The 19,503-nt window shown below is 73.1% G+C and carries 18 protein-coding genes; 11 read left to right on the top strand and 7 right to left on the bottom strand.

Features of this window, described 5'->3' with window-relative positions; all coding sequences use genetic code 11:
* Positions 1 to 6: 6 nt before the first annotated feature.
* A complete protein-coding gene (rpmF, locus tag AB0G84_RS12840) occupies positions 7 to 177 on the bottom strand; it encodes a 50S ribosomal protein L32 (RefSeq protein ID WP_361319087.1) in 171 nt (56 codons plus the stop codon).
* Between the two features lie 195 nt (positions 178 to 372).
* Here rpmF and AB0G84_RS12835 point away from each other — a divergent pair, with 195 nt between their 5' ends.
* Positions 373 to 1,107 carry an SDR family oxidoreductase gene (locus AB0G84_RS12835; protein ID WP_361319085.1) on the top strand — a complete coding sequence of 245 codons (735 nt, stop codon included), beginning with the start codon at positions 373 to 375 and terminating at the stop codon, positions 1,105 to 1,107.
* A 37-nt stretch (positions 1,108 to 1,144) separates the two neighbouring features.
* Here the strand turns inward: AB0G84_RS12835 and AB0G84_RS12830 are convergent, their stop codons facing one another.
* Positions 1,145 to 1,723: a TetR/AcrR family transcriptional regulator gene (locus AB0G84_RS12830; protein ID WP_361319083.1), complete on the bottom strand. Its 579-nt coding sequence runs from the start codon at positions 1,721 to 1,723 to the stop codon at positions 1,145 to 1,147.
* 368 nt (positions 1,724 to 2,091) lie between these two features.
* Here AB0G84_RS12830 and AB0G84_RS12825 point away from each other — a divergent pair, with 368 nt between their 5' ends.
* From AB0G84_RS12825 to AB0G84_RS12810, 4 genes are read left to right on the top strand one after another with little or no spacing between them, the layout of a single operon-like run.
* Positions 2,092 to 2,646 (top strand): 2Fe-2S iron-sulfur cluster-binding protein, encoded by a 555-nt coding sequence (locus tag AB0G84_RS12825; RefSeq protein WP_361319081.1) that lies wholly within the window; start codon positions 2,092 to 2,094, stop codon positions 2,644 to 2,646.
* The gene (locus AB0G84_RS12820; protein WP_361319079.1) at positions 2,643 to 3,635 is read left to right on the top strand and encodes a xanthine dehydrogenase family protein subunit M; all 993 of its coding nucleotides are present in this window, start codon (positions 2,643 to 2,645) and stop codon (positions 3,633 to 3,635) included. The genes AB0G84_RS12825 and AB0G84_RS12820 overlap by 4 nt, the downstream gene beginning before the upstream one ends.
* A complete protein-coding gene (locus AB0G84_RS12815) occupies positions 3,632 to 5,794 on the top strand; it encodes a xanthine dehydrogenase family protein molybdopterin-binding subunit (protein WP_361319077.1) in 2,163 nt (720 codons plus the stop codon). The genes AB0G84_RS12820 and AB0G84_RS12815 overlap by 4 nt, the downstream gene beginning before the upstream one ends.
* On the top strand, positions 5,775 to 6,932 hold the full coding sequence (locus tag AB0G84_RS12810) for an XdhC/CoxI family protein (RefSeq protein ID WP_361319075.1): 1,158 nt from the start codon (positions 5,775 to 5,777) through the stop codon (positions 6,930 to 6,932). Before AB0G84_RS12815 ends, AB0G84_RS12810 begins: the two co-directional genes overlap by 20 nt.
* A gap of 10 nt (positions 6,933 to 6,942) precedes the next feature.
* Here AB0G84_RS12810 and AB0G84_RS12805 read toward each other — a convergent pair whose 3' ends face one another.
* From AB0G84_RS12805 to AB0G84_RS12785, 5 genes are all read right to left on the bottom strand, one after another.
* The gene (locus AB0G84_RS12805) at positions 6,943 to 7,509 is read right to left on the bottom strand and encodes a universal stress protein (protein ID WP_361319073.1); all 567 of its coding nucleotides are present in this window, start codon (positions 7,507 to 7,509) and stop codon (positions 6,943 to 6,945) included.
* A gap of 180 nt (positions 7,510 to 7,689) precedes the next feature.
* Positions 7,690 to 8,508, bottom strand: coding sequence for a class I SAM-dependent methyltransferase (locus tag AB0G84_RS12800; protein ID WP_361319071.1), 819 nt, complete (start codon positions 8,506 to 8,508; stop codon positions 7,690 to 7,692).
* Between the two features lie 22 nt (positions 8,509 to 8,530).
* On the bottom strand, positions 8,531 to 9,844 hold the full coding sequence (locus AB0G84_RS12795; RefSeq protein WP_361319069.1) for an MFS transporter: 1,314 nt from the start codon (positions 9,842 to 9,844) through the stop codon (positions 8,531 to 8,533).
* Entirely contained in the window at positions 9,841 to 11,856 is a 2,016-nt protein-coding gene (locus tag AB0G84_RS12790; RefSeq protein WP_361319067.1) for a PEP/pyruvate-binding domain-containing protein, read from the bottom strand. The genes AB0G84_RS12795 and AB0G84_RS12790 overlap by 4 nt, the downstream gene beginning before the upstream one ends.
* A complete protein-coding gene (locus AB0G84_RS12785) occupies positions 11,853 to 13,226 on the bottom strand; it encodes an ATP-grasp domain-containing protein (RefSeq protein WP_361319065.1) in 1,374 nt (457 codons plus the stop codon). Before AB0G84_RS12785 ends, AB0G84_RS12790 begins: the two co-directional genes overlap by 4 nt.
* A 337-nt stretch (positions 13,227 to 13,563) precedes the next feature.
* On the opposite strand from AB0G84_RS12785, the gene AB0G84_RS12780 reads away from it, so the two are divergent.
* The 6 genes from AB0G84_RS12780 (at position 13,564) to AB0G84_RS12755 (ending at position 19,343) form a co-directional block, all read left to right on the top strand.
* Positions 13,564 to 14,853 (top strand): PAS domain S-box protein, encoded by a 1,290-nt coding sequence (locus AB0G84_RS12780; RefSeq protein WP_361319063.1) that lies wholly within the window; start codon positions 13,564 to 13,566, stop codon positions 14,851 to 14,853.
* Between the two features lie 387 nt (positions 14,854 to 15,240).
* A complete protein-coding gene (locus tag AB0G84_RS12775; RefSeq protein WP_361319061.1) occupies positions 15,241 to 16,716 on the top strand; it encodes an ATP-binding protein in 1,476 nt (491 codons plus the stop codon).
* Between the two features lie 3 nt (positions 16,717 to 16,719).
* On the top strand, positions 16,720 to 17,124 hold the full coding sequence (locus AB0G84_RS12770; protein ID WP_361319059.1) for a roadblock/LC7 domain-containing protein: 405 nt from the start codon (positions 16,720 to 16,722) through the stop codon (positions 17,122 to 17,124).
* Positions 17,121 to 17,477, top strand: a complete 357-nt coding sequence (locus tag AB0G84_RS12765; protein WP_361319057.1) for a DUF742 domain-containing protein — start codon at positions 17,121 to 17,123, stop codon at positions 17,475 to 17,477. The genes AB0G84_RS12770 and AB0G84_RS12765 overlap by 4 nt, the downstream gene beginning before the upstream one ends.
* Positions 17,458 to 18,078 (top strand): ATP/GTP-binding protein, encoded by a 621-nt coding sequence (locus tag AB0G84_RS12760; RefSeq protein ID WP_361319055.1) that lies wholly within the window; start codon positions 17,458 to 17,460, stop codon positions 18,076 to 18,078. The genes AB0G84_RS12765 and AB0G84_RS12760 overlap by 20 nt, the downstream gene beginning before the upstream one ends.
* Positions 18,075 to 19,343 (top strand): cytochrome P450, encoded by a 1,269-nt coding sequence (locus tag AB0G84_RS12755; protein ID WP_361319053.1) that lies wholly within the window; start codon positions 18,075 to 18,077, stop codon positions 19,341 to 19,343. Before AB0G84_RS12760 ends, AB0G84_RS12755 begins: the two co-directional genes overlap by 4 nt.
* Positions 19,344 to 19,503 lie beyond the last annotated feature (160 nt).

Here is a 19,503-nt window from a genome sequence, read left to right as displayed (position 1 = left end):
GGAGGCTCAGCCCTCCGGGCGGAGCAGCCCGCGCTCGTACGCCTTGGCCAGCCGCTGCGGGACCAGGTAGGTGGAGCCGTCGACGGTGACCGGCACGAGCTGGGGGGTGCGGGCCTTCCACTGGGCGCGGCGGTGACGGGTGTTGCTGCGGGACATCTTCCGCTTGGGCACGGCCATGGTGACCTCCTGGATGAGGGGACGGTGAGGCTCGCAGGCTATCTGAAAATGAATCCCATCTCCAAAAAGCTGAATGGGTAGCTCCGCCGGCCGGCCGGGGTGACTGGCCGTGCGACTCCCAGGAACAAGCCGTCCTGGTAGGCGGCGGTCCGGCGGTGCAGCCTCGTTGCCGTACCCCCGAGAGAAGGAGCAGGGATGAATGGGAACCCCAAGGTCGTCGTGATCACCGGAGCGAGCAGCGGCATCGGCGAGGCGACCGCCCGCCGGCTCGCCGCGGACGGGCACCGCGTCTTCCTCGGTGCCCGCCGCACCGACCGGCTGGAGGCGCTGGCCGGGCAGCTCGTCGAGGCCGGCGGCATCGCGGAGTCCCGGCGGGTGGACGTCACCGACGCGGCCGAGGTGCGGGCGTTCGTCGGTGCCGCCCGCGCCGCGTTCGGCCGGGTTGATGTGGTCGTCAACAACGCCGGTGTGATGCCCCTGTCGCCGCTGGGGGCGCTGCGCGTCGTGGAGTGGGACCGGATGCTGGACGTCAATGTGCGCGGGGTGCTCCATGGCATCGCTGCGGCCCTCCCCCTGATGCGGGCGCAGGGCGGCGGACACTTCGTCAACGTCGCCTCGGTCGGGGCGTACGAGGTCTCGCCCACCGCCGCGGTCTACTGCGCGACCAAGTTCGCCGTCCGGGCGATCTCCGAGGGGCTCCGTCAGGAGTCCGGCGGCGACATCCGCGTCAGCTTGGTCTCACCCGGCGTCACCGAGTCGGAACTCGCCGACGGCATCGCGGATCCGCAGGCCCGCAAGGCGATGCAGGCCTACCGGTCGGTGGCGCTGCCGGCCGCCGCGATCGCGGACGCCATCGCCTTCGCGGTGGACCAGCCGCCGGAGGTCGATGTGAACGAGATCGTGGTACGCCCGGCGGCCTCGGCGCAGTAGCCGTGCGGGGCCGGGGAACCGCTCCGGGGTGTGTGCGTCAGGCCCTTGGGGCGCCGGCGCGCAGGCCGTCCATGACGAGGTCGAGGAGGCGGCCGGCGCGTTCCTGCCAGTCGCCGTGCGGATCGAGCTGCCAGAGGCCGGCGATGGCGAGCACGAAGTCGTCCGAGGTCACTCCGGGGCGGATGGTGCCGGCCTCCTCGTTCGCCTTCAGCAGGAGCGCGACGGCGGAGGTCACCGGGCCGTGGCCCAGTCCGGCCAGGGAGCAGGGGGTGCTGGTGGCCCGGCGCATCGCATCGGCCAGGCCGGCCTTGGCCATCGCGTACTGCGCCAGGCGGTCCATCCACTCGCGCAGGGCCTGGTCGGGGGTGTGAGTCCGGAGCAGTTGGGCGGCGGTGTCGGAGACCTGCTGGACCTCGTAGCGGTAGACCTCCAGCACGAGGGACTCGCGGTTGGGGAAGTGGCGGTAGAAGGTCCCCTGTCCGACGCCGGCCTTCTTCGCGATGGCGCTGAGCGGGGCGTCGGCCGAGCGGGTCAGCTCCTCCAGGGCCACTTCCAGGATGCGCTCGCGGTTCCGCTGCGCGTCCGAGCGCAGGGGTGCGTCCTTCTTCTGCTGCACTCGTCCTCCTCCCGGCGTCCGGATGCGCGGCGGGGCCGGTCTTGCTAAGCGGACAGCTGTCCGGTAAGTTGACGGTAACGGACAACTGTCCGGTTGGGTCCACCATAGCGGCAGATGCGGCCGGAGTGGAGGGCCGGTGGCCGCCGGCGACCGACCCGCCTCGCCGTCCCCGCCGCCGGAGCCCGGCCGGTTTCCCTCGGAACAGCGCCACCCCTCCCGACCCCCTCGACGGCACCGCCCTGCTCGGACCCTGCTCATGCGTGACCATGTGTGACAGGGGCCTTTCGGGCACTCGGGGCCGGCCACGTCGGCACCGGGCCCGTGCCCGGGTGCCCGCCGCGCACCTGATACGCGAAAGAAGGCTGATCATGGCCCTATCGACGTCCAGCGCCATCACCCTGAACATCAACGGCGAGAAACACGCGCTGCCCGTCGACCACCGCACCACCCTGCTCGACGCGCTGCGCGAGCGCCTCGACCTGACCGGCACCAAAAAGGGCTGTGACCAGGGCCAGTGCGGTGCCTGCACGGTGCTGCTCGACGGGCGCCGGACGGTCTCCTGCCTCCAGCTCGCGGTGGCCGCCGAGGGGCGGGAGATCACCACCATCGAGGGCGTGGCGGACGGTGACCGGCTGCATCCGGTACAGCAGGCCTTCCTCGACCTCGACGGCTACCAGTGCGGCTACTGCACCCCGGGCCAGATCTGCTCGGCCATCGCCGTGATCGAGGAGCACGCCGCCGGCTGGCCGAGCGCGGTGACCGACGACGTACGGCCCGATGCGGGGGTCCCACCGCTGACGGCCGACGAGATACGGGAGCGGATGAGCGGCAACCTGTGCCGCTGCGGGGCCTATGTGTCCATCGTGCAGGCGGTCGCGCGGGCGGCCGGGGCCGGGACGGCCCAGGGGGAGGCGACGGCATGAGGGAGTTCGGCTACCAGCGGGCCCACGATGTCCAGGGCGCGGTCGCGCTGCTCGGCGCCGACCCCGAGGCGCGCTACCTCGGCGGCGGCACCAACCTCGTCGACCTGATGAAGGCCGGGGTGGAGCGGCCCGCGCGCCTGGTCGACGTACGGGAGCTCCCCCTCGACCGGATCGAGCCGACCGGCGACGGCGGGCTGCGGATCGGCGCCACGGTCACCAACAGCGAGCTCGCCGCCCACCCCGAAGTGCGGCGCCGGTACCCGGCGTTGGCGCAGGCCGTGCTGGCCGGCGCCTCCGGCCAGCTGCGCAACATGGCCACGGTGGGCGGCAACCTACTGCAGCGGACGCGCTGCCCCTACTTCACCGACCTCGCCGCACCGTGCAACAAGCGGACCCCCGGAAGCGGCTGCGCGGCTCTGCGCGGCGAGCACCGCAACCACGCCGTCCTCGGCGCGTCGGAGCACTGCGTCGCCGTCCACCCCTCGGACATGGGGGTGGCGCTGGCCGCCTTCGACGCGGTGGTCTCGTACGAGGCGGCCGACGGCCCGGGCGAGGCGCCGCTCACCGCGTTCTACCTGCCCGTGGGGGACACCCCGCACCGGGAGACCGCGCTACCGCCCGGCGCGCTGATCACCGCTGTCACCCTGCCACCGGCGCCGGTCGCCGCGCTCTCCCGCTACCGCAAGGTGCGGGAGCGGGCGTCCTACGCCTTCGCCATCGGCTCCCTCGCCGCCGCCCTCGATGTCGCGGACGGCGCGGTCCGTGACGTCCGGCTCGCCTTCGGGGCGGTCGCCTCCCGGCCGTGGCGGGCCCGGACCGCCGAGCGGGCACTGATCGGGGGCCCGGCGAGCGCCGAGGCCTTCGCCGCCGCCGCGGACGTCGAACTCGCCGCCGCCGACGCCCTCCCGCAGAACGGATACAAGGTGACGCTGATCCGCAACCTCGTGGTCGCCGTGCTGACCGAGCTCGCCGAGGAGGCCACCCGATGACCACGGCAACGACCGGAAACGCCACGGCGGTCAGGGCCGTCGGCACCGCGCACGCCCGGGTGGAGGGCCTGGCCAAGGTCACCGGCGCGGCCCGCTACGCCGGCGAGATTCCCTTCGCCGAACTCGCCCACGGCTGGCTGGTGTTGTCCACCGTGGCCCGGGGCCGGATCAGCGCGGTGGAGTCCGGCCCGGTGCGGGCGATGCCCGGCGTGCTGACCGTGCTGCACCACGGCAACGCCCCGCGCGTCGACGCGGACTACACCGGGATGCTGGGCCGACCCGACCCGATCGTGGAGATCTTCCAGCACGACCGGGTGCCGTTCGTGGGCTGGCCGGTGGCGCTGGTCGTCGCCGAGACCAGCGAACAGGCCAGGGAGGCCGCCGAGGCACTGGTGGTCCAGTACGACGTGGAGCCGCACGACGCCGCGTTCGCCGCCGACCACCCCGGTGCCTACGTCCCGGAGAACCCCGCCGGCATGGAGACGGGCAAGGGCGACCTGGCGGCCGAACTCGCCGCCTCCGCGGTCGTGGTGGACGCCGAGTACACCACCCCGGAGGAGCACCACAGCTCGATGGAGCCGCATGCCGCGACGGCCCGCTGGGACAACGGCCGGCTGGAGGTCGTCGACTCCAACCAGGGCAGCATGTGGGTGGCGGAGGAGCTGGCCAAGCTGTTCTCCCTCGACCCGGCCTCGGTCCGGGTGCGCTCCGAACACGTCGGCGGCGCCTTCGGCTCCAAGGGGCTCCGCCCGCACCAGGTGCTCGCCGTGATGGCCACCACCCTCCTGCACCGCCCGGTCCGTGTCGTGATGACCCGCCGTCAGATGTTCTCGCTCGTCGGCCACCGCAGCCCCACCGCACAGCGGGTCCGGCTCGGCGCGGACGCCGACGGCCGGCTGCGCGCGCTCGACCACCAGGCGCTGAGCCGCACCTCGACCGTCCACGAATTCGTGGAACAGAGCGCCTCGGTGGGGCGGACGCTGTACGACGCCGCCGCCCACCACACCGCCAACCGTGTGGTCCGGCTCGACGTCCCCACCCCGACCTGGATGCGCGCCCCAGGCGAGGCGCCGGGCTCGTTCGCGCTGGAGTCCGCGCTCGACGAACTCGCCGAGCAGTGCGGTATCGACCCGATCGAGCTGCGCGCCCGCAACGAACCCGAGGCCGGACCGGTGTCCGGGCTGCCGTTCGCCAGCCGCAACCTGCTCGCCTGTTTCCAGGAGGGCGCCCGCCGGTTCGGCTGGGCGGACCGCGATCCGCGCCCCGGTGTGCGCCGGGACGGGCGCTGGCTGCTCGGCACCGGCACGGCCTCGGCCCAGTTCCTCGCGCGCGCCGTGCCCTCCACCGCGGCGGTGACGGCGGAGCCGGACGGCACCTTCACCGTACGGATCACCGCGGCCGACGTCGGGACCGGTGCCCGCACCGCGCTGACCCTGATCGCCGCGGACGCCCTTGAGGTGGAGCCGGAACGCGTCCGGGTGCGGATCGCGGACAGCGACTTCGGACCGGCCATGATCGCCGGCGGCTCGATGGGCACCCGCTCCTGGGCCTGGGCGGTCACCGCCGCGGTCCGTGAGCTGCGGGAGCACCTCGTGCCGGGCGGGGCCGTCCCGCCGCAGGGGATCACGGCCCGGTCGGACACCGCCGCCGCGATCGGCGCGCTGGCGCAGAAGGAACGGCACTCCTACGGCGCCCAGTTCGCCGAGGTCGCCGTCGACCTCACCAGCGGCGAGGTCCGGGTCCGGCGGATGCTGGGGATCTTCGCGGCCGGCCGGATCGTCAATCCGCTCACCGCGCGCAGCCAGTTCCTCGGCGGCATGGTCTGGGGTCTGTCCATGGCGCTGCACGAGGAGGCGGTCCGGGACCGGACGTCCGGCGCCCAGGTCGGCGCGGACCTCGCCGGCTACCACATCGCCGCGCACGCCGACGTCCCGCTGATCGAGGCGGACTGGGTGGACGACCCCGACGAGGACGACCCGGTGGGCATCAAGGGCATCGGTGAGATCGGGACCGTCGGCAGCGCGGCGGCGATCGCCAATGCGGTCTGGCACGCCACCGGGGTGCGCCACCGCCACCTGCCGATCCGGCCCGACCGGGTCCTGCTGGCCGGAGCCGGACGAGAGACCGTGGGAGAGCGAGATGCTGGACATCGCCGCTGAACTGAGCCAGTGGGCCGCACAGGGCCGGGAGTTCGCCGTCGCGACCGTCGTCGCCGTCGACGGCAGCGCCCCGCGCAGCCCCGGCGCGGCCCTCGCCGTCGACAGCCGGGGCACGGCCATCGGCTCGGTCTCCGGCGGCTGTGTGGAAGCCGCGGTGTACGACCTGTGCGTCCAGGCCCTCCGGGACGGCCTGACGGTGCGCGAGAGCTTCGGCTACAGCGATGAGGACGCCTATGCGGTGGGGCTGACCTGCGGGGGCACCATCGAGGTCCTGGTCACCCCGATGACCGCGGACGCACCGCACCGGGCGGTGTGCGCCGCCGCGTTGACCGCCGCCGCCCGGGGCGAGGCGGCGGCCCTGGCCCGGGTGGTCCGGGGCCCGGCCGGGTTGCTCGGCCGGGCGCTGCTGGTCCGCGCCGACGGCCCCGCCGAGGGCGCCCTGGGCGGCCATCGGGAACTGGACCGCACGGTGCTGGGTGAGGCCGGTGCCCTGCTGGCGGCGGGCCACACCGGATCGTTCGACGTCTCGGAGCGCGGCTCGCGCTGCGGGGAGGAGCTGACCCTGTTCGTCGAGTGCAGCGTGCCACCGCCCCGCATGATCGTCTTCGGGGCGGTCGACGTCGCCGCGGCGCTGGTGCGCGCGGGCCGGTTCCTCGGCTACCACGTGACGGTGTGCGACGCCCGTCCCGTCTTCGCCACCCGCGCCCGCTTCCCGGACGCCGACGACCTCGTGGTCGAGTGGCCGCACCGCTACCTCCAACGCACCGCCACCGACGCCCGCACGGTCCTGTGCGTGCTCACCCACGACGCCAAGTTCGACATCCCGCTGCTGCAGCTCGCCCTGCGGCTGCCGGTCGGCTTCGTCGGCGCGATGGGGTCGCGCCGTACCCACGAGGACCGCAACCGCAGGCTCCGCGAGGCCGGCGTCACCGAACGCGAACTCGCCCGGCTCCGCTCACCGATCGGCCTGGACCTCGGCGCCCGGACGCCCGAGGAGACCGCCCTGTCCATCGCGGCCGAGATCGTCGCGCTCCGGCAGGGCGGCACCGGTCTCCCGCTGACCGGCACCGGCACCCCGATCCACCACGACACCGGTGCCCGGGGACCGGGCGCGCCCGGCGCCCACTCCGCCGCCTGACCGTCCTGCGTCAGTCCGCCAACTCCCGTGCGTCCAGCGGCAGATGCCAGGAGTTCCGGCGGTGTACGGCGTCCAGTGCCGCGTGCAGCGGCGACGGGGGAACGGAGAGCACCGGGCAGCGGGCGCGGGCGACGCAGTAGCGGGAGACCGAGGGCCACACCGCACGCAGCAGCCGGCCGCGGGCTCCCGCGCCGATCACCAGCAGGTCATCGGCGTGGTCGGCGGTCCGCAGCAGGACCTTGCCGGGGCTGCCACGCAGCACCAGGGGGCGCAGCGCGACGCCCGGCCCGGCGCTGCCGAAGGCGGTGTCCAGCGCCTCCCGCAGCCGTTCGGCCGCCAGGCCCTGCCAGGTGGCCAGCAGCGGGGGAGGGCAGGCGCCGCCGCGGTGCGGGACATCGCCGCCGGGCGGTTCCCAGGCCAGCACGGCGCACAGTACGGCGCCGGTGCGGCGGGCCTCGGCGGCGGCCCGGTGCAGCGCCGTGAGGCTGCCCAGCGAACCGCTCACCCCGGCCACCACGCGCCGGCCGCCGCCGGCCGCGCCCCGGGGGCCGCGCTCCTCGTCCTGTGTCGTGTCCATGCCGTACCGCATCCTCCGTGTCGTGCTCCGTCCTTCATCGAATCGCCGCGCGGAGGCCGGGAGCGCGGGGTTGGCGCCTTCCTGACGGGGAGCGGTGCACCCCTGACGGATCCATGACGCCGCGGCGCGGGCGTGTCGGCGGGGCGGTGCCGCGCGGCCGCCGCGGCTCCGAACCGGAGGTCACCCCGCCGAGGGGGCGCCGTGCGGGGGCTTCCAGCCCCAGGTGGTCTGCATACCGGGGGAGAGACCGGCGCAGTCGGTGGCGGACAGCGCCCGGCGGGCCGCCGCGAGCTGGGCCGCGTCCACCTGACCGGTCGCCAGGATGGCGTCCCCCACCCGGTCCCACGTGTCGTCCCAGAAACGGCTGATGGGGCTGCCGGGCAGCAGCGGGGGGACGTGGAGTTCGGCGGCCACCGAACGCAGTCCCTCCGCCAGCAGCATCTGCGGGCAGTCGGGAACCCAGGAGATGTCCGTGCCGATGGTCTCGCGCAGCGCCTGCCACATCGCGCGCATCACCCGGGTGTAGTCGGTCACCGGCGCGCCGGCGGTCGTCAGGTCGACGGCGTCGCTCAGCACCAGCACCCCACCGGGGACGAGCAGGGAACCGAGCTTGGCGATCAGACGGCGCCAGGAGCGCAGGTGCATCAGGACGAACCGGGCGTGCACCAGGTGGAACCGGCCCGGGTCGAAGTGCGGCACGGTGATGTCCGCGGCCTGCGCCACCAGTCCGGGCGGGCTGCGGGTGGTCAGGAAGCGGATGTCGCGGTCCACGGCGAGGACGGAGGCCACCCCGGCCGACTCCAGCAGCCACCGCGCCAGGGTGCCGGTCCCGGCCCCCACGTCCAGGCAGTGCCAGCCCGGGCCGGCTCCCAGCGCGGTGAAGCGGGCGGTGCTCACGCCGTCGTAGGCGAGGGCTCCCAGATCGATGCGGTCGGCCTCGCCGGTCTCCTCCGGGCGGAAGGCGTCCTCGCCGTACCGCCCGGCCTCCGCATGCCGCACCGTTCCAGTATGGCGGCCACGGTCAGGGCTTTCCTGCCGTGGTGAGCCACGGCGGGGGCGGCGCCGTCTGCTCCAGGGAGTCCGGCTCGCCCGTCGCCGCCCGACGGCGCCGGTGCAGCAGCAGGTGGACGACGGCCAGCAGGACCACGGTGGCCAGCGCGCTCTGCCACAGCAGGGCGTCCAGGCGGTGCGCGGCGAGGTAGCCGCCCGCGGCGACGGCCGCCAGGGCGCACACCCCCCGGTCGACGATGCTCTCGACCGACAGCAAGGTGGCGCGCGGAGCGCCCGCGGGGATGGCGTCGTTCACCAGCTTGCGCTGCAGCGGATAGGCGAAGCCGGTGACGGCGGAGAACAGGCACAGCAGGACCACGGCGGGCCAGGCGCCGCCGATGGTGAGGGCGGCCAGCGTCGCGGCCATCCCGACGCTGAGCACGGACACCCAGGTCACCGGCGAGAGCCGGGAGCCGAGCCACTGGGGACGGGCCGAGGCCAGCGCCTCCGCCACGGTGATCGCGGCCAGCACACTGCCGTGGGTGTTCTCGGCGATGCCGTGGTCCAGCAGGACCGGCTGGAAGAGGTTGACCTGGCAGATCCGGGACAGCGTGAAGACGGCGACGCCCTGCACCATCACCAGGGCGAGCCAGGGGGTGGCGCGGACGGTGCGCAGCGCCGCCGCGGCCTCCCGCAGGGGTAGCGCCCGGCGGGGTCCGGGTGCCGCGGTGCGCGCGGTGGACTGGCGGGGCAGCACCAGGGCGCAGAGCAGGGAACCAGCCGCCCCGACGGCGCTCAGCAGGTACGGGGCGGGGTGCGCCAGCGCCATGAGCGGGCCGACCAGCGGCCAGCACAGCACCTTCGCGGCCAGGCCCAGTGCCCGGGCCTGGCCCTCGGCCCGCAGATAGTGCGCGTCCGCGCCCTCGGCCCGCAGACCGTCGTAGAGGTAGGCGCTGGCGGCCCCGGAGGTCAGGGAGCGGCCGGCGGCGATCAGCAGGAAGTGGAAGAGGAAGCCGGAGTAGGTGGGGGTCAGGACCGGGGCCAGGTTCGCCACGGTCATCACCAGGGCGCCGGCCCGCAGGCAGTTGCGCGCGCCGATCCGGTCGGCCACCAGCCCGGTGGGTATCTCGAAGAGGCAGAACGCGACGTAGTAGATGCTCTGGATGCCGAAGATCTGGCCGTCGCTCAGGCCCGCCTCACGCTGGTAGGCGTAGAACACCGGCATCCACCACAGCAGGTTGAACAGCAGCTGGAAGCCGTTGTTCAGGCGGATGAGGCGACGGGCCCGCGGCGGCAGGGGCGCGCCCTCGGTGCGGGCGCGTCCCCGTCGGAGGCGGCGGCTCACCGTGCGTAGGGGCGGATCTGGACCAGGCGGAAGCCGCCCTGATCGGTCATCAGCCACTCGATGTCCAGCGGCTGGTCCACATTGGTGTCGCTGAAGTGCGACTGGAGCAGCCGCCCGGTCAGCGCCAGCTGCGCCAGCCCGCTGCGGGTGGTGGCGGGCAGGTCCTCCCGGGACGAGCCGAGCGCCACGGTCCGGCCGCCGCCCTCCACCGTGTTGTACAGGTACTGCATCGGCAGCGTGCTGCCGTCCACGACCGTCTCCGGCGAGCCCGGGGAGCAGTTGAGGTAGACGTTGCGGAAGTCGGAGCGCCGGGTGGGGTTGCAGGTCACCAGGACACCACCGAGCTCCGCGGGCGCATAGCGCTGAATGATCACGCCCATGTACGCGTCGTCGAGGGAGATCCCGGCCTGGTGGCGCAGCCGGACGCTGCGCGGGGACAGCAGCGAGGCCCACACCTGGCGGACCGCGTCCAGGAGCTCCTCCGCGCCGTGCACCGTGCTGATCGAGTCGTAGACACCGGCGGCGGAGAACCCGGGCAGGTCCTCGGCGTTGGACGAGGAGCGCACCACCAGGCGGTGGCCGGTGTCCGGGCCGTCGGGCAGCGCCGCGATGATCGGGCGGGTCACCTCGTCCGGCATCGGGACCTGTCGGATCAGGTGCTGGAGCTGGAGGCACAGCGGGTCCACCGCGTCGACGGCATCCAGCTCCAGGGCCATCTTCAGTTTCCCGATGGCCTGTTGCAGGACGGGCGAGGAGATCAGGAACCGGTGCTGGAGGGCGAAGGGCAGGGCGATCCCGTCGGGCGCCGTGACCGTGGCGGCCACGAAGTCCGCCGCCGCGGTGCGCAGTTGTGCCGCCGACGCCGGCTGCGGGACGCCCAGGCGGGCCGCGAGGTGGCTGTAGAGGTCGGGCCGGGGCGGGCGCGGGCGTCCGTAGTAGCCGGTCAGATCGGCCTCGCGGTGTTCCAGGACGTGGTGCAGCTCCCCGAGGTTGGCCGCCTTGGTGCCGTAGCGGTCCTGGTCGGTCCGGCGGAGCCGGCGCAGCGGCAGCGGGTCAGCGTCCGCCAGCAGCGGGGTCCGCAGCCGGATCCGGTGCTGGTGCCAGGCCGGGGCGCTGGGCGTGGGCGGCTGCGCCAGCCGTACCAGGGAGACGTCGTCGTCCGTCACCTCGTAGCGGACCCAGGCGCCGTCCAGGCCATCCGCCTCGATGAGCCGCTCCAGATCGCGGACGATCGCGTTGGGGATGCCCCACCCGGAGGCGAGCACGTTGGTGTGCGAGAGCGGGGTGCTGGGCGCGGTGTTGATGAAGCCGGCGACCCTCGGCACGTCGTCGGGCAGACAGGGCATGGCCACGATGTCGGACCAGCCCAGCTGTCCGGCTCCGGCCGCGTACTCCTCGGGGGTACGGAAGTGCCGGAGCCGGCCGGCGGCCTCGCCGGGGTTGAGCGGGGTCCGGGTGCGGTTGCCGAAGAGCTCATGGCTGAGGATGCGCGGCACCCGGACGTCGCTGATGACCGTGAGCTCGTGCTCCTGCCCGTGGTTCGCGGGCTTGAGCAGCAGCGGCAGCCGGCCGTCGAGCCGGTGGCGGACGAAGGTGTAGAACTCCTCCAGCAGCGGCCCGTTCATGGTGTCCGCCTCGGTCGTCTCCAGGACGAGGAAGGGGCGTTCCCGGCCTTCGGTGTCCTCCTCGGCGTGCAGCGAGAGCACGCCCAGCAGGAAGCGGCGCCCGGGGTCGGTGTAGACGGAGGCGTTGAACGCGTCGAGCCGGGCGTCGAGTTCGGCCGGTGTCATACCGAGGATGCGGGTGGCGATGTAGTCGACGTGGAAGGGGTGGACGGCGGTGTCGAGGAGGTGCCAGGTGTCCTCGGCGCGGTCGACGACGACCTTGAGGTAGGGGTGGCCGGCGAGCGTGCCGGACAGGGCGCGGAAGAGCGGCAGGGTGAGCGGCTCGCCGACGGTGGTGCGGTCGGCGGTGGGGCGCGGGGCGCCGGAGGGCAGGACGGTGGTGGTCATGAACGGGCCTCCGTGATGCCGGCCGACGGAAGGGTGTGCGGCAGCGCGTCCACCAGCGTGCGCAGGTCGTGCAGCACGGTCTCGGGGTCGACGGCGGATAACAGGCAGAGCGCGGCCATGGTGTTGGCGCCCGCCGCCGGGTCGTAGACCGGTACCGGGGTGCCGTCCGGGAGGGAGTTCTCGGCCACCACGGACAGCCGGCTGCCGGGGCTGAGCGGCACGCTGTCCGCGACGACCGGGAAGTCCCACCGCCGCCGGTCCGGCCAGGCCGCACCGGCGCCGTCCACGGCCAGCACCACCAGCGAACCGGCCGCCCCACGGGCGTCCTTGGGGGCGAGGACCTCGGCGGGCCAGGACACCGGGCGTCCCAGCAGGTGGTCGACGAGCATGCCGATCAGGTCCAGGCCGAAGACCTCCTCGATCTGCGGGACGGTCATCGCGCCGCCGAACCGCGCGGCGGTCTCGATCACCCACATCCGGCCGTCGGCACCGAGCTTGATCTCGGTGTGGGTTCCGCAGGTGTCCAGGCCCAGCGCGTCGACGGCGGCGCGGGCCAGGTCGACCACCCGGCGCTGGGCGTCGTCGGGCAGCGCGGCCGGGGTGATGCCGGCGCGTTCGGTGAACGGCTCCACGGTCGGCATCCGGCCGCTGATGCACACCGGGTGGAAGTCGCCGCCGACGACCACGCCCTCCACGCTGACGTAGTCGCCCCAGCCCTCCTGGTCGAACCAGCCGTCCGCGGTGCCCGGCACGATCTCCTCGACGAGGAAGTCGGCGCCGGCGTCGGCCACATGGAGTTCGGCGTAGCCCAGTTGGGCGGATTCGACCATCACCTCCCGGGCCCGGTCCCAGGCCGCCGGCACGTCCTCGGCGCAGCGGATGATCCGGTGCGCCGTGGAGCCGGCGCTCCAGGCGGCCTTCAGCAGCAGCGGCAGCCGCAGCGCACCGGCCGCTGCGCGCAGTTCCTCCTCGGAGGCGACGGGCCGGAACCGGGGCTGGGCTATCTCCTGCTGCTTCCAGGTGTGGCGCATCAGCCGCTTGTCGCGGGCCAGCGCGGCGGAGCTGCCCGGACCGGCCAGGCCGAGCTTCTGGCAGGCCTCCGCGACCGCCACGACCGCGTATTCGGAGAAGGTGATCACCGCCTGCGCCCCCACGGCCTGGGCCCGGGAGACGATCAGTGACACCAGATCACCCCGTTCCGGCCCGTCGGCGGTCAGCACGGAGGCGCACCGGCGCTCGGCGGACTCGGCGACGGACGGCGGGAGCGTGCTGAGAGCCAGCAGGTGCACTGCCGACCGTGCGGCGACCCGTGACAGGGCATACCCCAAGGGCGGACCGCCCTTGGCATACACAAACAGCACAGTGCTCACTGAAATCGGACTCCTTTGCAGGCGAGGGGCGCCGTCGGAACGGCGGGGTCGGCGTGCGCACCGAGGTCCGGACGCCGTACCTCCAGAGAACCAGTCGGGCGCGGATCGGCAAACCACGCCGAGCGGCAATCGCTCAGGCAAATGCCAGAGTTGTGGAGCGCACAGGCCGGGTGTGAAGGTTCTGTGATGCCGTATGGAGGCGGTGCGGCGAGCGTGCCGACCGTCGGGCTCCGGCCAGATAGACCGAGAACCGGGCATACGACGTCACGACGGGGGATACGCATGGCGAAGGCGCAGTGTGCGCACCTGTTGAACTCTTCATCACAGAGAGGCCGTCGTGGACGAGACCGGTCTGAAGTCGCTGCTCCAACACCTTCCGGTGTCCTGGTGGGAGGCCGACCGTGAGTTGCGCGTCATCGACAGCGGCGGCGGGGCCTTCGAGGACCTCCGCACGGCTCAGCGGTTTTTGGACACCGTCTTCCGGAAACGATCGCCCGCGCCCGCCGCGCGGACCGGCAAGAGCCAGTGGCAGGCGCACTTCGACGGCCGGATCTTCGATGTGAACTGGCCGCTCGGCCCGTCCCGCCAGGACCGGACCCGGGGCATGGCGGTGGAGGTCGGCTCCGACGCGGCCGTCGCCCCCCGCCGCTACGACGCCTTCGCCGACCTCGCTCCCGCCGCGGCGTTCATCCGCAACGCCAACGGCCGCTACCTGTGGGCGAACCACGCCTACGCCCACCTGTACGGCACCACGCCGGAGCAGGTGATCGGCAAGTACGTACGGGAGGTCGACGCCCCGGCCGACGCCGCCCAGGTGCTCGCCCTGGACCAGGACGTGCTGGCCCGCGGCAAGCCGGTGCGGCACACGCTGACCTACCACCGCGCGGACGGCACCAGCGGGCACGCGGCCGGCCACCGCTTCCCCGTGCGCGAGGGGGCCGAGACCTGTGTGGCCGGCATCTATGTCGACATCAGCGACTACACCCGTGCACTGCACCAGCGCCGGGAGGCCGAGGAGAGCCTGTGTGCCCTCCGTGACCACAGCGGGCTGCCGTGTGCGCTGATCTCCGCGGGCGGAACGATCCGGCAGGCCAGTGCGGCGGCGGCCGAGATGCTGGGGACCCGGCTCTCGGACCTCGTGGGCCGCCGCGCCCACACCCTGCTGGCGCCCGACCCCGAACTCCCGGCCCTGGAAAGGAACTGGCGCGCCCTGATAGCCCGCCGCAACCGCCGGATCCAGACCTCCGCCGTGCTCGTCGACGACCACGGCCGGCAGCGCCGTGCCCGGCTGCACCTGACGACGGTGGGCCGCGGCCCCTCCCGCGCCGCCAGTGTCTGGGCGGTGGTCACCCATCAGAGCCTCGTCCATGAGGCCCCCGCGCCGCTGACCGCGACACAGGTCCGCATCCTGTCCCTGCTGGCGGCCGGCCGCAGCAACGGGGAGATCGCCGCCTCCCTGCACCTGTCCCGGCAGACCGTCGACTACCACCTCAGTCGGCTGCGGGACCTGCTCAGCGCCCCGACCCGGTGCGCCCTGATCGCCCGGGCCTATGTGCTGGGGATCCTCGCGCCGGACACCTGGCCGCCGCGCTCGGTGACCGCCGGGCATCCGGGAAGTGCCACCTGAGGGAACGGCGGGCATCGGCCGGCGTACCTCTGCGGGACGCCGCGAACGGGCGCCCTTGCTGACGGGGCGACAAGTCCACTTATCACGGCTATGTGACGCGGGTCTCAGCACTGGGTGGCGATGACCGGGCGAATACGACTGGTGATCAATTCTGGCTATAGTGTTACCAGTTGAGTGCACGGGGGTTGCGGTTCCGGTATTTGCCCGGCTCAGGGCTTCATTGGCGTTCTGGGCGGGGCGAACAGGCCGACACTGTCGTTTCTGCCGTGCTGCATCCCTCTGCGCTTCCGTAGTCCCCCACGATTGAGGATGCTGATGGTTGGTACTGCGTCGTCGCCCGGAAGCTCACATTCCGGCTCCGTAGCGGCGTGGTCGGCACCCCCTGCTATGACGGCCGTGGCAACGGCGGTCACCGGAGCGCTGGTGCCCACCGCTGCCACGGGCGCGGTCATCTGGTGCGGTGTGGTCGCCACGGGCGTGATCTCCCTGCTGTCGGCGGCCGCCGCACGGCGCGGCAAGGCGCTGTCCGAACTGCGTAACTCCGCCAGGGAGCGCGAGGCCCTGTTGCTCCAGCATCTGCAGCAGCAGGAAGCGGCCACCATCCGCCTCGCCGAACGCCAGCTGCCGGCGGCCGTCAGCAGGCTCCAGGAGGGCGAGTTCGCCGAGGACGTGCTGCTGTCGCTGGCCGTCAACGAGTACGGACTCAGCCCGCAGTTCCGGGCCGCCCACGAGGCGCTGCTGCGGTCGGTGGTCGAGGCGGTGCAGGCCGAGGAGACCATGCGTGACTCCGCCCAGCGCGGTGTGGTCAACGTCGCCCGCCGGGTCCAGGCCATCGTGCACCAGCAGGCGACCGACCTGCGCGCCATGGAGGACCGGCACGGCCAGGAGCCGGCGTTCTTCGCCGATCTGCTCCGGCTCGACCACGGCACCGCCCTGATCGGCCGGCTCGCGGACAGTATCGCCGTGCTCAGTGGCGCCCGGCCGGGCCGCCAGTGGAGCAAGCCGGTGCCGCTCTACAGCGTGCTGCGTGGCGCCATGTCCCGGATCCTCGACTACCAGCGCGTCGAGCTGCACTCGGTGGCCGAGGTCGCCGTCGTCGGGCCCGCCGTCGAGCCGCTGATCCACGCCCTCGCCGAGCTGTTGGACAACGCCACCCGGTACTCCCCGCCCCGCACCCGCGTCCACCTGACCGCGGTGGAGGTGCACATGGGCATCGCCATCGAGATCGAGGACGGCGGCATCGGACTCAGCGAGGAGGCCCGCGCCCGTGCCGAGCGGATGCTGACCGAGGCCCGCGCCGGCATCGACCTCAAGGACCTGGGCGAGTCGCCGCGGCTGGGGCTCGCCGTGGTCGGCCGGCTCGCGCGCGCCTACGACTTCCAGGTGTCGCTGCCGCCGTCGGCCTACGGGGGCGTGCGTGCGGTCCTGACCGTACCCAAGGATTCGATCACCACCGCGCCCGCAACGGGCAGGGCGCACGGCATCGGCGCGGCCTCCGGCCCGCGTCCGGAAACCCGCCGCACCGCCGCGGCGGTCCCCACGACCGCCGCCCCGGCGCCGCAGGAGCCGCCGGCGCGCCGGGCCGCCGTCGACACCGGAGCGTTCGCCACGACCGCTGTGGAACGCACCGAGGAGCCCACCGAGGTCACCGCCAGCGGGCTGCCGCAGCGGCGCCGCCGGTCCCCGAACCCGGCCCGCAAGGCGGCCCGCAGGGGCCCGACCGGCCCCGGCCCGGCGGCGGTGGCGCACGAGGAACCGGCGCCCGGCGTCTGGATGGCCGAGCTGCACAGCGGTCTCTCCGGCGACCGGCCGACGTCGGCACCCGCCCGGACCAGCAACGACACGTCAGACAAGGGTGAGTAACCGATGTATCAGCGCGCGGACATGGACTGGATGCTCAAGGACCTCGCGGAGAGCGTCCCCCAGACCCGTCATATCGTGGTGTTGTCGTCGGACGGCCTGTGCATGGCCCGCTACGACACCGGCCCGGACACCGCCGACCGGATCGCCGCCGTCGGCTCCGGACTGCAGAGCCTGTCCGGAGCGATTGCCTCCGAATTCCCGCACAGCGACGGCCGGATGCGGATGGTCGTCATCGAGGTGAACGGCGGCTTCATGTACCTGATGGCCGCGGGCGCCGGTGCCCACCTGGCCGTGCTCGCCGACGAGGGCGTGGACGCCGGACTCGTCGGACAGTGCATGCGCGACCTCGTGGCCCGGATCGGCGCCCACCTCACCAGCCCGCCGCGTGTCGACGGGCGGACGGCGTGAGCGAGTCCGACCAGGACTGGGACGAGGGCGGTCCGGAGCGGCTTTACGTGATCACCGGCGGCCGAGCCGGTACGGAGGAGCAGGCCGAACTCGACCTCGTCACCCTGATCGTGGCCCTGGAGGAATCGCAGCCGGGCATGCAGCCCGAACACGCTGCGATCCTCCGGGTCTGCCGGTCACCGCTTTCCGTGGCCGAGGTCTCCGCACACTTAGGGCTGCCCGCCAGCGTGATCGGCGTGCTGCTCACTGATCTCCTGGCCGACGGGCGGGTGGAGGCCCGCGCGCCGGTCGTCTCCCACCTCCCCGACATAGCACTGATTGAGGCGGTTATCGATGGTCTCCAGAAGCTCTGACACGGTCATGGAGCCGCGGCACGAGGACCAGCTGCCGTCATCGGCCTCCACCGCCGTGAAGATCGTGATCGTGGGCGGGTTCGGCGTCGGCAAGACCACGCTCGTCCGCTCGGTGAGCGAGATCCGGCCGCTCACCACCGAGGAGACGATGACCGAGGCGAGCGCCGACGTCGACGATGTCTCCGGCGTGGAGCGCAAGACCGCGACCACCGTGGCCATGGACTTCGGCCGGATCAGCCTCAACGAAGAACTGGTCCTCTACCTCTTCGGCACACCCGGCCAGCAGCGGTTCTGGTTCCTGTGGAACGGCCTCTTCGAAGGGGCCCTCGGCGCCATCGTCCTGGTCGACACCCGGCGCCTGGAAGTCAGCTTCGATGTGATCGGCCGGCTCGAAGAGGCCGATGTGCCCTTCGTGATCGCCGTCAACGCCTTCCCCGACGCGGAGGCGTACCCCACCGAAGAGCTGCGGAGCGCCCTGGACCTGCCGGACCGGGTGCCGATCGTGGTGTGCGACGCCCGTGAGCGGGCGTCGAGCCGGGACGTCCTGATCAACCTGATGCAGTACCTGCGCGACTTCGTCCAGACCTCGGAGCACTCGTGACCGCCAACTACCCCGAGACCACCGCCCACTTGGCCCCACCGCCGGGGTGCCCGGCGCACGGCCAGGCCCCGGGAGGGCTCTACCAACTGGACGACCCCGCGGTCCAGGCCGACCTGGTCGGGGCGTACGAGCGGCTGCGCGCCCAGTACGGCCCGGTCGCACCGGTACGGGTACAGGGCGGACTGCCGGCGTGGCTGGTCCTGGGCCACCGCGAGAACCTGGAGATCCTGCGCACCCCGAGCGTCTTCTCCCGTGACTCGCGGCTGTGGCGGGACATGGCCGAGGGGCGGGTGCCGGCCGGCCACCCGCTGCGGCCGATCACGACCTGGCAGCCGCTGTGCGTCTTCGTCGACGGCGAGGACCACCGGCGGCTCCGCGGTGCCGTGACCGACAGCCTGGGGCGCTTCGAATCCCGCGGCATCCGGCGCCACGTCAACCGGTTCACCCACCAACTGATCGACGATTTTGCCGTGTTGGGCTACGCGGACTTGGTGAGCGAGTTCGCCGCCCAGCTCCCGCTGCGGGTGATGACCCAGCTCTTCGGCATGCCGGACGAGTACGGTCCGAGCCTGGCGGCCGCCGTCCAGGACGTGCTCAACGGCACCTCGACCGCGGTGGCCAGCAACGACTACATCACCGAGACCCTCCAGCAGCTGGTCCAGCGCAAGCGGGTGCACCCCGGCCACGACTTCCCGTCCAAGCTGATCGAGCACTCGGCGAACCTCAGCGACGAGGAGATCCGCGAACACCTGCGGCTGATCCTCACCGCGGCCAACGAGACCACGGTCAACCTGATCGCCAATGCGCTGCGCATGGTGCTCACCGACCCCCGCTTCCGCGCACACCTCACGGGTGGTCATATGACCCTGCCCGACGCGCTGGAGCAGGTGATGTGGGACGAGCCGCCGATGATGACCCTGCTGGGGCGGTGGGCCACCAGCGACACCCGGCTGGGCGACCAGCACATCAGGGCCGGCGACATGCTGCTGCTCGGCCTGCGCGCGGCGAACGTCGATCCGGCGATCCGCCCCGACCTGACCGCGCCGGTGCACGGCAACCGCTCCCATCTGGCCTTCAGCAGCGGCCCGCACGAGTGCCCCGGCCAGCACATCGGACGCGCGATCGCGGACACCGCCGTCGACACCCTCCTCACCCGTCTCCCCGACCTCCAGCTGGCGGTTCCGGAGACCGAACTGGAGTGGTCGACCACGCTGATGTACCGCCACCTCGTGTCGCTCCCCGTGCGGTTCACACCGGGAAGCTGAAGACACAGCGCCGCCGACCGTCTCGGTGCCGGCCCGGATCCCACAGCGGGCCGGCACCCCTCGGAGCCCCCGGGGGACCGTGATGAAGGCGACACCACGGAGCCACGGTAGGACGGCCAAGCTGTCTTAAAGTGATGCCCGTGCGGGCAGTGATGCTGGG

Origin of the sequence: Streptomyces sp. NPDC020742 (genome assembly GCF_040641675.1) — a bacterium.
Classification (GTDB): Bacteria; Actinomycetota; Actinomycetes; order Streptomycetales; family Streptomycetaceae; genus Streptomyces.
The sequence above is the reverse complement of the archived record's forward strand: the minus strand, read 5'-3'. Positions and strand labels throughout refer to the sequence as shown.

What these genes read in the sequence shown, in the direction of transcription:
- AB0G84_RS12825 (WP_361319081.1), top strand. Translation starts at nt 2,092, where the DNA reads ATGGCCCTATCGACGTCCAGCGCCATCACCCTGAACATCAACGGCGAG.
- AB0G84_RS12775 (WP_361319061.1), top strand. Translation starts at nt 15,241, where the DNA reads ATGACGGCCGTGGCAACGGCGGTCACCGGAGCGCTGGTGCCCACCGCT.
- AB0G84_RS12810 (WP_361319075.1), top strand. Translation starts at nt 5,775, where the DNA reads ATGCTGGACATCGCCGCTGAACTGAGCCAGTGGGCCGCACAGGGCCGG.
- AB0G84_RS12820 (WP_361319079.1), top strand. Translation starts at nt 2,643, where the DNA reads ATGAGGGAGTTCGGCTACCAGCGGGCCCACGATGTCCAGGGCGCGGTC.
- AB0G84_RS12835 (WP_361319085.1), top strand. Translation starts at nt 373, where the DNA reads ATGAATGGGAACCCCAAGGTCGTCGTGATCACCGGAGCGAGCAGCGGC.
- AB0G84_RS12790 (WP_361319067.1), bottom strand. Translation starts at nt 11,856, where the DNA reads ATGACCACCACCGTCCTGCCCTCCGGCGCCCCGCGCCCCACCGCCGAC.
- AB0G84_RS12770 (WP_361319059.1), top strand. Translation starts at nt 16,720, where the DNA reads ATGTATCAGCGCGCGGACATGGACTGGATGCTCAAGGACCTCGCGGAG.
- AB0G84_RS12760 (WP_361319055.1), top strand. Translation starts at nt 17,458, where the DNA reads ATGGTCTCCAGAAGCTCTGACACGGTCATGGAGCCGCGGCACGAGGAC.
- AB0G84_RS12815 (WP_361319077.1), top strand. Translation starts at nt 3,632, where the DNA reads ATGACCACGGCAACGACCGGAAACGCCACGGCGGTCAGGGCCGTCGGC.
- rpmF (WP_361319087.1), bottom strand. Translation starts at nt 177, where the DNA reads ATGGCCGTGCCCAAGCGGAAGATGTCCCGCAGCAACACCCGTCACCGC.
- AB0G84_RS12805 (WP_361319073.1), bottom strand. Translation starts at nt 7,509, where the DNA reads ATGGACACGACACAGGACGAGGAGCGCGGCCCCCGGGGCGCGGCCGGC.